Annotated in this window: 12 protein-coding genes; 1 reads left to right on the top strand and 11 read right to left on the bottom strand. The window is 39.6% G+C overall.

The window, feature by feature from the left end; all coding sequences use genetic code 11:
* Positions 1-18 precede the first annotated feature (18 nt).
* Positions 19-2,637 (bottom strand): DNA mismatch repair protein MutS, encoded by a 2,619-nt coding sequence (gene mutS / locus BM130_RS08470; protein ID WP_010526425.1) that lies wholly within the window; start codon positions 2,635-2,637, stop codon positions 19-21.
* Between the two features lie 1,025 nt (positions 2,638-3,662).
* Here mutS and BM130_RS15430 point away from each other — a divergent pair.
* Positions 3,663-3,836, top strand: coding sequence for a hypothetical protein (locus BM130_RS15430; RefSeq protein WP_169313093.1), 174 nt, complete (start codon positions 3,663-3,665; stop codon positions 3,834-3,836).
* Positions 3,837-3,968: 132 nt separating this feature from the next.
* Here the strand turns inward: BM130_RS15430 and BM130_RS08465 are convergent, their stop codons facing one another.
* From BM130_RS08465 to BM130_RS08420, 10 genes are all read right to left on the bottom strand, one after another.
* Positions 3,969-4,688, bottom strand: a complete 720-nt coding sequence (locus tag BM130_RS08465; protein ID WP_010526426.1) for a 2-phosphosulfolactate phosphatase — start codon at positions 4,686-4,688, stop codon at positions 3,969-3,971.
* Between the two features lie 211 nt (positions 4,689-4,899).
* Positions 4,900-6,249: an MATE family efflux transporter gene (locus tag BM130_RS08460; RefSeq protein ID WP_010526427.1), complete on the bottom strand. Its 1,350-nt coding sequence runs from the start codon at positions 6,247-6,249 to the stop codon at positions 4,900-4,902.
* On the bottom strand, positions 6,249-6,959 hold the full coding sequence (locus BM130_RS08455) for a tRNA1(Val) (adenine(37)-N6)-methyltransferase (RefSeq protein WP_010526428.1): 711 nt from the start codon (positions 6,957-6,959) through the stop codon (positions 6,249-6,251). Before BM130_RS08455 ends, BM130_RS08460 begins: the two co-directional genes overlap by 1 nt.
* Before the next feature lie 2 nt (positions 6,960-6,961).
* Positions 6,962-7,729, bottom strand: coding sequence for a TIGR02757 family protein (locus BM130_RS08450; RefSeq protein WP_010526429.1), 768 nt, complete (start codon positions 7,727-7,729; stop codon positions 6,962-6,964).
* Between the two features lie 42 nt (positions 7,730-7,771).
* A complete protein-coding gene (locus BM130_RS08445) occupies positions 7,772-8,425 on the bottom strand; it encodes an ABC transporter ATP-binding protein (RefSeq protein WP_010526430.1) in 654 nt (217 codons plus the stop codon).
* Between the two features lie 102 nt (positions 8,426-8,527).
* On the bottom strand, positions 8,528-9,472 hold the full coding sequence (locus BM130_RS08440; protein ID WP_010526431.1) for a calcium/sodium antiporter: 945 nt from the start codon (positions 9,470-9,472) through the stop codon (positions 8,528-8,530).
* 11 nt (positions 9,473-9,483) lie between these two features.
* Complete coding sequence (gene tatA / locus BM130_RS08435; RefSeq protein ID WP_044138382.1) at positions 9,484-9,936, bottom strand: twin-arginine translocase TatA/TatE family subunit; 453 nt, start codon at positions 9,934-9,936, stop codon at positions 9,484-9,486.
* 167 nt (positions 9,937-10,103) lie between these two features.
* The gene (gene secDF / locus BM130_RS08430; protein ID WP_010526433.1) at positions 10,104-13,109 is read right to left on the bottom strand and encodes a protein translocase subunit SecDF; all 3,006 of its coding nucleotides are present in this window, start codon (positions 13,107-13,109) and stop codon (positions 10,104-10,106) included.
* 172 nt (positions 13,110-13,281) lie between these two features.
* Positions 13,282-15,711 carry an ABC transporter permease gene (locus BM130_RS08425; RefSeq protein ID WP_010526434.1) on the bottom strand — a complete coding sequence of 810 codons (2,430 nt, stop codon included), beginning with the start codon at positions 15,709-15,711 and terminating at the stop codon, positions 13,282-13,284.
* Positions 15,712-15,746: 35 nt separating this feature from the next.
* Positions 15,747-16,427, bottom strand: a complete 681-nt coding sequence (locus BM130_RS08420) for an ABC transporter ATP-binding protein (RefSeq protein ID WP_010526435.1) — start codon at positions 16,425-16,427, stop codon at positions 15,747-15,749.
* Positions 16,428-16,874: the final 447 nt, after the last annotated feature.

The raw sequence follows: 16,874 nt of genomic DNA, 5'->3' as shown, positions 1-16,874 counted from the left end.
TGTACACCTGTAAAGTCTTTAAAGACCGGCTATTCGCTTAATTTCATCCAACTTATTTAAGGCTTCCACAGGGGTCAGATTGTTAATATCGAGGTTGATAATCTGATCCCTGATTTGCTGCAATACCGGATCGTCTAACTGAAAAAAACTTAACTGATATCCTTCCCGATGTTTGGCTAACCCTTCAACAGGTTTTGAAACAGAACCGTGACGGTTATTTTCTTCAAGCTCCGCTAAAATTTCGGATGCCCTTTTCACAACACTTGGGGGCATACCGGCCATCCGTGCAACATGAATACCGAAGCTATGTTCACTACCTCCCCGAACCAATTTCCGTAAGAAAATAACCTTATTTCCTACCTCTTTAACCGAAACATTATAGTTTTTACATCGGGAATAGGATTTCTCCATTTCATTAAGTTCATGGTAGTGGGTGGCAAATAATGTTTTAGCCCTTGCCCGCGCATTTTCATGTATATATTCCACTATCGACCACGCAATGGATATTCCGTCGTAAGTACTGGTTCCCCGCCCCAATTCATCAAAAAGGACAAGGCTGCGCGGCGAAAGGTTATTCAATATGCTTGAAGCCTCATTCATCTCCACCATAAAAGTAGATTCACCCAACGAAATATTATCTGAAGCTCCCACACGGGTAAAAATCTTGTCGACCAAGCCAACAGAAGCACTTTCTGCAGGAACGAAACTACCGATTTGTGCCAGCAAAACAATAAGAGCGGTTTGTCTCAGCAAGGCCGATTTACCCGCCATATTTGGTCCTGTAATAATCATTACTTGCTGTGTTTCGCTATCCAGATAAACATCGTTGGGCACATATTCTTCACCCGCCGGCAGCTGCGTTTCTATAACCGGATGCCGACCAGCACGTATATCTATTTCATCGCCTTCGTGAACCACCGGTCGAACATAATGGTGTTCTGCAGCAAGCTTGGCAAATCCTAAAAGACAATCCAACCGGGCTAATATATTAGAGTTTAACTGTATGGCAGGAATATATTCAGTCAATGCCGTAACCAATGCATTATAAATTTCTGTTTCTAAAACCAGAATGCGCTCTTCGGCACCCAATATTTTACTTTCATATTCTTTAAGTTCCTCGGTTATATATCGCTCGGCATTGACCAAAGTTTGTTTTCTTATCCATTCCGGTGGCACTTTGTCTTTATGCGTATTCCGAACTTCAATATAATACCCAAAAACATTGTTGAAATTAATTTTAAGGCTTGGTATTCCTGTCCGCTCTATTTCGCGTTTTTGCAGTTCATTAAGGAAATCCTTTCCCGAAAAAGCTATATTTCTGATTTCATCCAGTTCGTCAGACACACCCTCACGAATAACATTCCCTTTATTGAGCGAGGATGGCGGATCAGGAACTATTTCCTTGGCAATACGTTCACGTATGGTATCACAGGGGTTGAGCTGTTCACCCATTCGTTTTAGCACTTCGTTATTGGCCGACATGCACAATTGACGAATGGGAATAATACACCGCAGGGCATTATGCAGCTGCATCACCTCACGCGGACTAATACGTCCGGCCGCTACTTTCGACACCAACCGCTCCAGATCACCCACAGGATGCAAATTGGCTTCAATATCCATCTTTAACTGCGGGTCTTTAAAGAAATGTTCAACCACCGATTGACGGTCCAAAATGGGTTTGAGCTCTTTCAAAGGTAAAGCGACCCACCGCTTCAACATTCTACTACCCATGGGGGTAACCGTCTTGTCAATGATATCAGTTAACGATCTCCCCCCTTCATTGACAGGTGAAAAAATTTCCAGATTACGAATGGTAAACCGGTCCAGCCACACATATTTCTCTTCATCAATTCTGGAAATACCGGAAATATGACTGACCTGATGGTGATGAGTTATATCCAGGTAGTGCAAAATAGCACCCGAGGCAACCACACCAAGCTTTAGCTGATCAATACCGAAACCTTTGAGCGATGTGGTCTGAAAATGTTTTAACAACCTGTCATGAGCCGATTCCCAGGTAAAGACCCAGTCATCGAGCCCATATGTATAATGTTGAGGGCCGAATACTTCACTAAAGATATTCCGTTTACCTTTTTCGAAAAGTATTTCTTTAGGCTTAAAACTTGCCACAAGTTTTTCAACATGATCAAAGGGTCCTTCGGCCGTAAGAAACTCGCCGGTAGAGATATCCAAAAAAGCAACACCGGCGCGTTTATCCTCAAAATGAACAGCAGCCAGAAAGTTATTCTCCCGATGCTCCAAAATGGTATCATTAATGGCAACACCGGGCGTAATTAATTCGGTCACGCCCCTTTTTACAATTTTTTTTGTGAGCTTTGGATCCTCCAATTGGTCACACACCGCTACCCTTTGACCGGCTCTGACCAATTTGGGAAGATAGGTATCCAGTGCATGGTGAGGGAAGCCGGCCAACTCAACCGATGATGCCGAACCATTGGCACGACGTGTAAGCGTGATACCCAATATCTCGGATGTTTTTATGGCATCATCCGAAAAGGTTTCATAAAAATCCCCTACTCTGAATAGCAATATAGCATCGGGATATTTCTTTTTGATGCTATAATATTGCTTCATCAGAGGTGTCTCTACTACGGATGCTTTTGATTTAGCCAATGGAAATAAATTTTTTAATTCAACATCGGTTTACCATTGGCAAAGATAACAATTGATTTGCAGATTTTACGAGAGGCTATAATTGATAATTTATATTGCAAAGATTATTTACCTGCTTTTATCTGCTGACGTTTTAATAAAATGAAACGAGCATGGCGACTATGGCCACAAAAGAACATGTATAAAACTTTGAGGCAGAAGTGCACAGGCAGAAGGCAGAAGTGAAATTTATCGATTTTATGATAGCGGGTTGGGAAATTTCCCCTTTAGGGGATTAAGGGGTGTGGGTTGGCCATAATGGACTTTAAACTAATTATATAAGTAAATTTTATACGGATAAAACAAGCTTGGCTTACGTTTATTAGTAAATTCTATCCATTCCGGTTTCATATTTATGATAATAACACAAACAGAGGAATTTTTACCGCATGCTTCGATGCGATTCAATCGCATGCTTCGATGCGACGCAATCACATGCTCCGATGCGACGCAATCGCATGCTTCGATGCGACTCAATCACATGCTCCGATGCGACTCAATCACATGCTCCGATGCGACGCAATCACATGCTCCGATGCGACGCAATCACATGCTCCGATGCGACGCAATCACATGCTCCGATGCGACTCAATCACATGCCCCGATGCGACTCAATCGCATGCTTCGATGTGACTCAATCACATGCTTCGATGCGACTCAATCACATGCTCCGATGCGACTCAATCACATGCCCCGATGCGACTCAATCACATGCTCCGATGCGACTCAATCACATAATCTTTTTTGTGCCATCAAAATATTCAAATATTTTTAAATATTTCTTCCAACACTAAAGTATTAAAATCGGTTGCCGACTAAATCGAAAAAGGAACAAAATAATATTAGAAAAATTTAAATGAAGTCTATCAAAAAAATTTTATTCCTAAAAAGCTTTTGGTTTTCTATGATTTTGAATTATTGGAATCAATTAATATTTTTATCTTCGCATTTTAAATAAAAGGAACAAAAATCAAACACTTTACACTATGAAATATTTTCTGAAAAATCTGGGAGTATTGATGATCCTGGCAGCTGTGGTTATTTTGGGCATTTATGCAAAAAACAGTTATTCGGACAATATCTATCTGATTGTTTCAATGCTTTTACTTATTGGTGGCATATTTGCCTATATTTTTCTTAACAAAAAGGTTGAGGAATAAACAATATTGTCATTATCTCACATATGGGCTGCCTGAAATCGTTGGCAAAAATAATGTTCCCGTCATCAAAGATGCCAATTTCAGGGAAGGCATAGAAAGAGCATTTAGACAGCCCATATGTGCAACCAATTTTTATTTTAAAGCCACAATTTCTCCATTCTTACGGTAACAAACCAGATTAATAGAGTCCAAAGAAAAGCAGTAACGAATGTCATCATCCAACCCTTTACTTTTCAGAAGTCTGTAATGTTTTCCTTGTGATGCCAATGCGAGCAGGTTTTGTTGAGCGTTAATAAATAATTGACGAGCGGCCAATGCTGCATCGGTAAGGCCAAGAGCATTCCCAAGTTCCGACTCTAAAAGATTGGTAATATACCCCATACACAAAGTATCTTCCATCGTAAAACTACCGTTACTTCCCGAAGCAATTAACACCACATCGTCTTGTTGTGCCAAAATTTGAGCTGTAGACCGGGCATTCAAAAAGGAAGCAATATACAATTCTTTGGCTTCTTCGGCAGCCCTTATAGCTTTGGTTCCGTTAGTGGTAGTCATTACCACCGTTTGGTTGGTTACCGAAATAGGTGACATATCCAACGGACTATTGCTAAAATCAAATCCCTCAATTATATCGGCATGGCGCTCCCCGACCAGAAGGATATCTTTCCCATTGTTTTTTTTATACTCAAAGGCTTCGTCAGGCGTTAACACCGGTATAACCTTTAACGCACCATTATTCAAAGCAGTAACCATAACAGAGGTGGCCCGCAGAACATCGATAACCACCGCTATTCGTCCTTTTACCCGTTCAGGTGTCACCTCCGACCATGAAAATATAACATCTAAATTCACTATTACAATTTTTTATAATTCAGATTCAATAGTATAAAAATCAACTAAGTTATTGGCCAAATGCAATTTAATATTAGTTTTCAGTAATTAGCTAATAGTCATTAGTGCAACCAACAACTAATGACCAACCACTAAAAACTTCTTCTGTCTTCTTCCTGAGCACTTCTGCCTCTGTCTTTTATAATTGTTCTTGATTTAACAAACCTTTTGGTCATGCTCGTTTCATCTTTCTCAATGTTATCCAACGGAATCTCAACAAAAGAAACAACGATATAGAAACCAAACCTAATAAATAGCCAAACCAAATTCCATTAGGCCCGGCATCCAACACAAAGGCAAAGAGCCATCCGGCCGGTAAAGCCAGACAAAAATAGGCAATCAGTAACATCGCAAAAGGCATTCTCACATCTTCCAATCCTCTAAGGGCCCCAAGCATGGTTACCTGTAAACCGTCAAACAACTGAAAGCCACCGGCCACAACCATCAACCCGGCAGCAATGGCAATAACTTCCGGTTGCTGAATAAAGAAGGCCGGAAGCACCTCTCGAAAAACCATAAACAACACGGCACTAAAGCCCATGAAAAGAAGTACCAGATGCAATGATGCAAAGGTAACGGTACGTATCTTGTCGTAAAACCGTTGACCAACCAAATGACTTACCTTTACCGTAGTTGCAGCAGCTATTCCCTGAGAAATCATGAAAGTAAAACTGGCAAAGCTAAGTACAATCTGATGGGCAGCCAGAGCTGATGCGCCCAGCCATCCCATCATAATACTGCCCAAACTAAAAGCCAGGACCTCAATAAAATGTTGTCCCCCAATGGGTAGTCCCAACATCAACAGATATTTACTTTTACTCCACGAAAAGTGCGTCTTTTTTAACTTAAGTCGATATTCCTTAAAAAAATCAAGACTAAAATAAACCACAATAAAAAAAAGAGCCATCAATATGCGTGCGACAAGGGTGGCATAACCTGCTCCCATGAGTCCCAAGGCCGGGAAACCCCATTTCCCAAATATCCATAAATAATTCAATAAAATATTCACAATATTTGACACAATGGTAATAACCATTGCTATTCGGGTATTGCCCAATCCTTCAGCAAACTGTTTAAAAGTAAAAAACAATAAATTAGGAATCATCGACACGACCAAAATCCGGTAATAAGGCAAAGCCTCCTGCACAATCTCATCGGCTTGTCCCATAAAAGGCATTAAATAGGATATTAACCATAATAACAGGGACAACGCCAGAGTGGCAACCTGAAAAGCATAAAGCCCCTGCTTTAACCACATGGCCGCTTTTAAGGTATCGCCGCCCCCACAGGCCTTCCCAACCAAAGGCGTTAAACCATTAACCATGCCAATCCCGAATACCATTCCAACAATATATACGGTATTGGCAAAAGATGCAGCAGCTAACGGAACCGTACCCAGACGGCCGACCATCAAATTATCGGCTAAAACCACTATCATCTGCCCGGCCTGTGCCAGCATGACCGGCAAACCCAGCAAAAAATTTGAACGATAATATGCTCTGTATTTTTGAAGTATGGGCATTAAAGATTCAAATAAAAATTACGTGTTAAATTGGTATATGCTTCCGAATAACAATGACGTGACAATTCAATAACCAACTCTTCTTCTATAATATCGAATTGCGGAAATTGAAGTCCCCATACCGAAATCACCCTTTTAACAGGTTTATTAGGTGTGGGACGAACATTTAACTTTTGATATTCAAACAATCCCTTCCGAAAAGCTTGCAGGCGAAAAGCCTCGTAATCCAAAGCCGGCAAAATTAAAGAAAAAATACCATTTGGCCGTAAAAGTTGTTTTACCCCATCTATTAAATCCTCGGGTGGTAAGGTATGATTATGCCTGGCACGCGCTTTTCTTTTGGAAGAATTTTTTAAGCTGTTTGAAAAAAAGGGAGGATTGCAAACTATTAAATCATATTTATTGTTGGTAACGCAGCAAAATTCCTGGAATGAACACCGAAAAGCGGTCAGCCGGTTTGACCATGGAGATGCCCTAAAATTAGCTTCCATATCCTCACACGAAGGAATATCCTGCTCTACTGCATCGACGGATGCCTCAGCACAACGCTGTGCAAGCATAAGAGCTATAAGTCCGGTTCCGGCACCCACATCAAGGATGTTTTGGTAATTGGTCGAAACGGGTGTCCAGGCACCAATAAGCACCCCGTCGGTTCCAACTTTCATAACAGCCCGTTCTTGCTGTATGGAAAACTGCTTAAAATGAAACATGTTCAAAATTTTTCATATACTCCCAACCCGAACAGAGCATAATCATAAAAAACCGGGTCATGAGGACGATATTCTTTTAAACGACCGGTGAGTTCTAAAACACTTTTCATGTCGTTGGCCCGCCGGGTCAGTAAACCCAACGCACGCGCAACCCTTCCTACATGTATGTCAAGTGGGATTAAAAGATGAGCAGGGCTAATAGAAGACCATAATCCAAAATCCACAGGGGAATGGCAACGAACCATCCACCTTAAAAACATATTAATACGTTTGGCAGAAGCATTTTTTCTCACATTGGCAATATGCTTTCCGGTTCTTGTGGCAGGACCAAAAGAAAGAAATACTTCACGAAAATAGGCAATGGCATCCACTATTCCGTTGTTGTCGGTTAATCCAACAGAGAAAACCTTTTCAAGGCCTCCATATTGAACATATATTTCGTGCAATGCTTTTAAAAAGTAACGTGCATCAACCTCATTAAAGGTTCTGTAGACAAACCCGGCAAGACGGTCAAACTCACGGTCAGAGGCATTTCGAACAAAATCCGAAGGTGCCATCTCCATACGCTGCATCAACTCCTTACATTTGGATAAAATCATGGAACGTTTTCCCCACGATAAGATGGCCGTGATGAAGCCTGATATTTCAATATCCTCTTTTTCCTGAAACAGATGAGGGATTTGCACGGGATCGTCATCTATAAACCAACGGGATTGATAATAATCGGCCTTCTCATCTAAAAATTCCTTCAACTCTTTATTATCCATCATAAATTTAAAAAGGGAATCAACAGCGACAGCAACCTGCTCCAATTAATCAACAATAACGCCATCCACGATATGGACGGTACGGTCGGCCTTTTGAGCAAGGTACTGGTCGTGCGTAACAATCACAAAGGTTTGATTGAACTGTTTCCTGAGGTCCACAAATAAATCCATCAACTCCTCCTGGTTTTTTGAGTCGAGGTTTCCTGAAGGTTCATCTGCAAAAACCACCATCGGGTCATTTACTAATGCACGGGCCACGGCAACACGTTGTTTTTCCCCGCCACTCAACTGAGCGGGTTTATGCTCTAACCGGTCATTTAATCCCAGATAGGACAAAAGTTTTAAAGCCTGCTGTCGGGCTTGTTTTGCACTCTTTCCGGCAATAAGTCCTGGCAACATACAATTTTCGAGGGCAGTAAACTCAGGTAACAACTGATGAAATTGAAAAACGAAGCCGATATGCTGATTTCGAAATTTGGCCAATTGATTACCGGTGAGTCGATTAATATAGGTACCATTAATAATAACCTCTCCACTGGATGGTTTGTCTAACGAACCTAATATTTGAAGCAAAGTGGTTTTTCCGGCACCACTGGCACCTAATATGGTGACAATCTCTCCACGGTCGATGGAAATATCAATGCCTTTAAGCACTTTTAAATCTCCAAACTGCTTTTCTATTTTTTGCCCTACTACCATCCCTGAAAGCTAAATTTAAAATTTTCGGCAAATGTCATAATTAGTTTTTAAATCGATTTAAATATCTATTTTCCCTCAAAAAACAGATAATATAATTATTACCTACAGCTTAAATAAAGCCCATATATAAACGATATAAATCAACAGTAAAATAATGCCTTTAAATCGGGTTATTAATCCTTTTCTCAATGGAATCATAAATAACATTAAAAGAATTCCAATACCCATCATCCACCAAATATCGAAAGAAATAACCCGTTCAGACACCCGCAAGGGGGTCAGGGTAGCTGTAATCCCCAAAATTGAGAAAACATTAAATATGTTTGACCCAATAATATTTCCAACCGAAATATCCATCTCCTTTTTTAAAGCGGCGGCCAGCGATGTCGCCAACTCAGGGATACTGGTGCCAAAAGCTACAACAGAAATACCAACAACTCTTTCACTAATTCCCCAACCAATGGCCAATTCACTTGAACCTGCCACCAACCATTCGGCACCAAAATACAATCCTACTATCGAAAGCACAACAATTAAAACAGAAACCCATAACCTCATCTCAGGTTTCTGAAAAACTTCTTCATTCTTAATCGATTGCCTGCGAGAATATATCAACGACCAAATAATGTAGGCAATAATTAATCCAAATAATATAATGCCTTCGAATCGTTGTAATTTTCCGTTCATTCCAAAAAAATACAACAACAGAAACGACAACATCATCACCGCCCAATCATATAAAACAGACGGACGTTTAACCGATATGGGAAAAACAACTGCCACACTACCCAATATAAGGGCTATGTTAGCAATGTTAGAGCCAACAATGTTACCTATAGAAATATCCGGAACATCGGAAAATCCGGCAGCAACACTAACAAACAACTCCGGTGCCGAAGTGCCGAAAGCCACAACTGTTAAACCAACCACCAACGGGCTGATACGAAAATGACGTGACAACTCTACACCGCCTTTCACCAGATAACTTCCACTGGCAAACAAAAGCCCGAATCCGGCAATTACTTTAATATATAATAGTAAATTCATTTAAAATACACCTATTTGGTTGGTTTAGCTGGTTCATCGTCGTTAGATGAGGAAGTTCCATCTTGAAAATCATCTTTTTTATCAAGGCCATAAACATCACGAGACACTTCATCCACGTCTTCAGGATTATTTGAGGTAATAGAAGAATTTTCATCGCCTGAGGCATCAAGGTTCCGGTCAGCAAAAGTGTCTTCCACCTCTTCACCTACTTGTTTAATTTCTTTCTCAACTTCACTTTTTTGTTCGTCCAGATACTCTTTTACCTCACTCAGGTCTTCTTTAATATCACTGGTACTGGCATCCAATTCCCTTTTGATATCATCAGCGGCTTTACGAAATTCATTGATTCCTTTACCCATCATTCGGGCAAATTCAGGAATCTTGTCGGCACCGAACAACAATAAAACAACCAAAAAGACAACGAGAATCTCGCCCATGGATATGCCAAAAAGAAACGTAATCATCATAGCCTCCTTTTATTTCTGCCAAAGATATAAAAAAAATCCCCGGTGGATATTATCCTACCGGGGAACAATTCATCTATTTAAGTTTTTTCTATACCAAAAATTTATTTTATAGAAGTCAAATACCTCAAATTTTAAACAAGGTACTTTTTAAGGCCTCGCTAAATTTATTTTTTCTTTCCCTTGCGCATTCTTTTCTCTATAAAATTGAAAGCGATGGGTGATGCTATAAACAAGGAAGAATAGGTACCCACAACAACACCAACAATAAGAGCAAAGACAAATCCTTGAATAACTTCACTTCCGAATAAGAAAATAACCAGCAATACAACCAATGTGGTTAAAGAAGTATTTATTGTCCGGCTTATAGTAGAATTCATCGAAAGATTAAATACTTCTTTAATATCACGTTTTGGATACAATCCCCTAAATTCCCTGATTCGGTCGAAAACAACCACCGTATCGTTAATAGAGTAACCTATCACGGTAAGAATGGCAGCTATGAACGACTGGTCAATCTCCATCGAAAAAGGCATAATGGAATAGAGCAAAGAGAAAATTCCCAACACAAAGAGCACGTCGTGCACCAAAGCACCAATAGCTCCAAGACCATATTCCCAATTTCGGAACCTAATGAGGATGTAAAGGAAAATAACCACCAAAGAGAAAAAGATGGCATAACCGGCTTTACTTCTAATATCAGAAGCTATGGTAGGTCCTACTTTTTGCGAGCTCTGGCGGTAATCGGAAAGAAATTTGCTGAGTGAAACATTCTCACCGAGGAAGGGTTTCAACCCTTCATACAATTTACTAATTACCTGGTCATCGGTCTCTTTGTCATCTTCATCAATCAGATAGTTTGTAGTAACCCTAATCTGATGGTCGGAACCGAAAGTCTTGGCCTCAACATTGGCACCTTCAAAGGCATCGACCAAAGCCGATTGTATTTCGCTTGCAGATACAGGCTCTTCAAAACGTACAACATAAGAACGACCTCCGGTAAAGTCAATTCCCTGTTTCAAACCTCTAAATGTTAATGAAACAAGCCCTATCAAAATTAAAACACCGGATATTAAAAAGAAGAGTTTTCTCTTTTCGATAAATTTAATATGAGCACTCTTGTATAGACGATCGGTCAACTTTGTTGAAAAGCGAATATCTACTTTACTATTCAGTAATCTTTCAAAAACCAACCGGGTAATAAAAATAGCTGAGAAGAATGAAGTAGCAATACCAATCATCAATGTGGTAGCAAATCCTTTAATAGGTCCTGTACCAAAACTGAACAATATCAAACCGGTTAAAAAGGTAGTAATATTGGCATCAATAATGGCCGAAAAAGCATTTTTATATCCATCGGCAACGGCTAATTTAAGTCCTTTACCGGCCCTTAACTCTTCTCTAATACGTTCATAAATCAACACGTTGGCATCGACCGACATACCGATGGTCAAGACGATACCGGCGATACCGGGAAGCGTCAATACTGCGTTAAAGGCAGCCAGGACACCCATTATAAAGAACATATTGGCAACCAATGCCAGGTCGGCAACCAAACCGGCCTTAAATCCGTAATAAACAATCATGTAAATCAAAACGGCAATAAAGGCCCAGATAAAAGATGTAAGTCCTGCATTAACCGCTTCCGAACCCAACGATGGTCCTACAACAGTACTCTCTACCACACGAGCCGGTGCCGGCATTTTACCTGATTGCAGAACATTGGCCAAGTCTTTAGCTTCCTGCGGGGTAAAATCGCCCGTAATAGAACTGCGACCACCGGTTATTTCATTTTGAACAGTTGGGAACGAATAGACATACCCATCCAAAACAATAGCGATAGACTTCTGTATGTTAGCTTTGGTAAGGCGCGCCCATGTTTTGGCACCCTCACTGTTCATGGCCATTTCAATTTCATAATTACCCTGTTGATTGGTGACAGCCCTGGCACTGGAAACGGCATCTCCTTCAAGCGGGGGCCGACCATCATGGCTGGTAACTCTCAAAGCAACCAATTGAAATAACTCTTCTTTGCTATCAAAAGGTTGGTTAGTCCAGTACCGTGCTTCATCAGCAGAAATGGGCTTAATAGTCCACATAAATTTTAAGTCGCGCGGCAATTGAGCTTTAACTTCGCTCATGGCCAGATAACGATTTACTTGAGCGGTATCTCTGGACGTTGCTAATCCAACAACCGGGCTGTTAGGACGACCACTTGGCGCCAGATAAGTGAATAAAGAGATTACTTTCTCTTGCTCTTCCACACCCAGAGAGTCACTATCAATTTCATCCAGCAATGCAATGTCATCCTCTTTTTCTTCTTCAGCCCCGGTGCTAACCGCTTTTGTAGTATCATTTTTTTCTGCTTCCAAAAGCTCGGTGGTTACGCGATTAGCCTCTATAAGACTTTCAAATATTTCTTCCTGGTTATAAGTTTCCCAAAATTCCAGATTAGCAGTTCCCTGCAATAAGCTTTTCACACGCTCCGGATCTCCAACTCCCGGTAATTCAATAAGAATCCGTCCTGTTTGGGCCAAACGCTGAATATTGGGTTGAGTAACCCCAAACCGGTCGATACGTGTTCGTAGAATATTAAAGGCATTGTCAATAGCCCCTTTAGCTTCTTCTCTAATGACCTGAAGCACCTCCTCGTTGGTTGAGTTGTAATCAACCTTACCTCTAAGTTCAACAGTATTAAAAATAGCGGCTAAGCGACCTTCAGGAGCTATCTCTTCAAAGGCTTCACCAAATAAGGTTATAAAATCTTCGGTGGAATTTTTTTCTCTCTCCCTGGCCAGTTTCAAGGCTTCATGAAAGGTTTCATCCTGACTGTAGTTTGAAAGAGCTTTGATGATATCTTCAACCTTAATTTCAAGGATAAGGTTCATACCACCTTTCAGGTCCAAACCAAAATTAATTTCCCGCTCTTTACATTCCTGATAGGTATATTTTCTTAATCCGAAAAGAAAATTATAAACTACCTCATTCTTCATGGAATCAAGATAGTTAAACCTGTATTGACTGATTAGATTCGGATCACTCCCCCCACGCTTTAAGGCATACTCCTCAGCCTGTTTCTCAACCTCGCGTGTATGAAAGGTGAAAATTAACTGATACAAACTAACCAAAGCCAAAAGAATGGCAAATAGCCTGATCGCTCCTTTATTCTGCATTTGTTGTTATTTTTTGTTAATTCTAAATCACATTTTTTTCTAAACGCGCAAATATATCGATTTTTTTTAAAACCTTTTGACTATGTGCCCTCAAAAGAACTCCTTTACTATTTGATTTTTCATGCCTCAGTATACAAACAATATTAAATTAACTTTTTTTTAATCAATCCAATCAAAACTGATGTAATGACAATTGTTTTCTTAACCTTGCCACGCCATAAAAGGCTATTCCCAAAGCTAAACCAGCCAATAAGAAAGCAGGCAATAAAAAGCAAAAACTATCAACCGAAGTGTGAATACTAAACGTTCTAAGCCAAAAATTCAAAATTGTCACCGAAAATATCAAGGCCAATATAATTCCACTAACAACAAATCCCAAATATCCCCAAAACAAACTAAACACATTTCTCATATCGGAATAACCAAAAAGTTTTCTCATCAATAAATCTTCACGTTGTGTGGAAATAATAAAAGATACCAATCCGGTCATGCCTAATGCACCAATAATAACAATTAAAATGGCAAAGGCTGTAGACAGCATACTGTACCTATAATCTTCACTATAAAAAGTATTAATTTTCTCACTAATAGGTTGAGCAGTAAAAGATGCACGTGTTTCTACCTCATCCCAAATATTTTTTATTTCCTGATATACAAAATCAAAATCAACCCCTGAATATCGAACCGCAAAACTTCGTGGTAATCCATGACTTTGATGCCGAACAGGAATATAAATTGCAGGGCGCAAAGAGTTTTTGAGGCTCTCCCAATAAATATTGCTCACCACACCACCAATCTGAAAATTAACAACACCTTCGGACCCCGGAAAATCGGTCTGCAGATATTGCCCTTCAATATCGTCAATACCCAACAACGAAGCACATTCTTCATTAATCAGTACCCAACTGGAATCTTGGCAAGAAACGGTACCTTTTTTAATCTCGGAACCAATCGTATTAAATACGGTACAATCAACATAATAAACCGACAAAAAATAGGTTTGATTACTATCCGCCGCTAAGTTAAAAGACATTATTTGCACAGGATCACCAGGGTTAACATAAATTTTACTTACCGCTGAAATCCCCTCTATACGCTTAATTTTGTCCATCACCTTATCAACATCCTCCTCACCTAAAAAACGAATGCCCTCAACCAGCATCAAATTGTTAGTATCAAATCCCAGATCATAGTTCTCAATATAGTCCATCTGTCTCCACATCCCCAAAGATATAGTACATAGCAATACGGCCAGAAAAACTTGCCCAAAGACCAAAAAGCCACGAAACAAAAGGCCGGGATAGGAAGAAAACCTCGTTTGGGCAGCATTGAATTGAACCGGTTTCACTCCGGAAAAAACGGTAGCCGGATATATCCCCGATAACACCCCAACAAATAAAGTAATTAACAACAGTAATGTAAAATTAATCTTTCCCCGGTTAGCCATCCCCCAAAAATCAACACCGAAAAGATTTCCAAAAAAAGGAAGTAACCACTCCACCAATACTAACCCAAGAAAAAGAGCCATAAAACTAAATAATACCGATTCACTGATAAACTGAATCACAAGATTCCGTCTTTTTGCACCAAAAAAACGCCTGACAATGGCTTCCCGGATTCTATCCGACGCTCTTGAAGTCGTTAAATTCATAACATTGAAAGCCGTAACCAACAAAATAAATAAGGCTATACCTAAAAAAATAAAAACGTATAAAGGATTGGTAGTTTTCCCTATTTCGTAATCGCATTTGGAAAACAAGTAAATAGACACCAGGTTCTGAAATGAAAAGTTTAAAAAAGTTTGTGAAGAGGAAGCAAACAAAGCCTGACGCTGACTTTCCAACTCAGATTCAATATCAGTATTAAAACTCTCCTCCAGCTGCTGTACATCGGTGCCTGGACGAATCTTACAATAAACAAATGTCATTAATGAAAACCAGCTTTGGTTAACTTCGTTATAATGTTTAATCCCGTAGAATGCTTTCAACTGTTTTTCAATGACCGCAAAAGGTAAAACAATACCATAGGTGAAATGGCTGTTTTCCGGCACATCCTGAAATACACCCCGTACCCAAAAGGTATCCGTTTCATTAATCCAAATGGGCTTCCCCAACGGATTTTGATTGACAAATAATTCGGATGCCACCGATTGTGAAAGAACTACCCCTAACGAATCGGAACGCCATTGATCAGCACTCCCAAGAAGAAAAGGACGAGAGAAAATTGAAAAAAAAGAACTATCGCCATAAATAATTTTAGACTCAAAAGTTTTTGCATAAAAACTCTCTACCGGCTTTGGGTTTGAATCGAGAACTCTGGTTATGGATGAAACTTCCGGATATTCCTTTAATCTCGATGCCAGGACCAATGGAGAAAGGGCTATATTAACGTCTTCATTCTCCATTTTACCTTTCGATATAACACGATAAATATGTGTGGCATCATCATAATGGCTGTCAAAAGAAAACTGATAAAGAACATATTCCAGAACAAAAATACTCATGGCGATGCCTATCGCCAGGCCGACCAGAGTCAACAAAGAAAAACCTCTGTGAAAAAATAAAGTACGAAATGATATTGCAATATAGTTCCAAATGCGCATAATTCTTCTAAAATAAAAAACTGAACCTGCTGTGATTATCGAACAAAGCCCGAATGAGAAACTACATGGCCATCAAACAAATGAAGAACGCGTTGGCCATATTTTATATTTTCTTCTGAATGAGTGGCCACCACAATGGTTTGACCCTCTTCATTCAGTTGTCGGAAAAGCTCCATAAATTCATCTGTCTCTTCGGAACTCAACTTACCACAAGGTTCGTCCGCCAAAATAAGATCTGGAGAGCAACAGCAGGCTCTGGCCAAGGCAATCTTTTGTTGCATTAAATTTCCCAAACCAGAAGGATATTGCCTTTTTAAATGGGTTAGCCGAAAACGATCCAATAACCTATGAACAATCTGTTTCTTCTCTTTCCGGGTATAAGACGAGTACATTAAGGGCAAGGCTATATTTTCTGATACCGTTAAATTTTCGAGGAGATGAATTTTTTCAAAAACAAAAGTAATGCGGTTACGACGTATTTTATCCCTCGCCCGGTCTGAAATATAACCAACTTCTGTACCTTTAAAAAAAATTTCCCCCCCCGATGGCGCATCTATCAAGCCTAAAAGTCCTAGCAATGTAGTCTTTCCACTTCCAGAGGGTCCATGTATAATTAAATATTCTCCTTCGTTAATATCTACATTGATATTCTGCAATGCATACTTAACGTATTCTCCCCTTTGGTATATCTTCTGTAAATTTCTTGTGTGAATCATAAATTTTATATATGTACGAATACGAACACAATATGTTCATTCACGAACACCTCACCCCTTTTCTATCCCTCCCATCTAAAATAAAAGCAAACCTAATATAAACTTCTATAATACTACGGTCGCATATTATATAGGTTATAACTGTTCTTCATACACAAATCCGGCCAAAAACCTTAACATATTTTCCAACAACCATTTACACCAGTACTTTTTGAAATTTATTCCATAACAATCTCATAAAAATGTCCGTTAACGAACATTTTTTTGCCAAAACCTAAACAATTTTTAATACATTTGAAACAAAAAAGCAACTTTGGTCACAAAAGACCATGGCTAAAGTGAGTCCGTCAGAAGGTAAAAGCAGGCTGATGCTTTTTGGATAGCGGAGAAGGTGTTCTGTTTTAATAAACACAAGAATCAAATAATTGAAGTATTGAAAATACATCA

Origin of the sequence: Thermophagus xiamenensis, assembly GCF_900112795.1 — a bacterium.
Lineage (GTDB): Bacteria > Bacteroidota > Bacteroidia > Bacteroidales > Marinilabiliaceae > Thermophagus > Thermophagus xiamenensis.
This window is presented reverse-complemented; position numbering and strand designations above follow the sequence as displayed.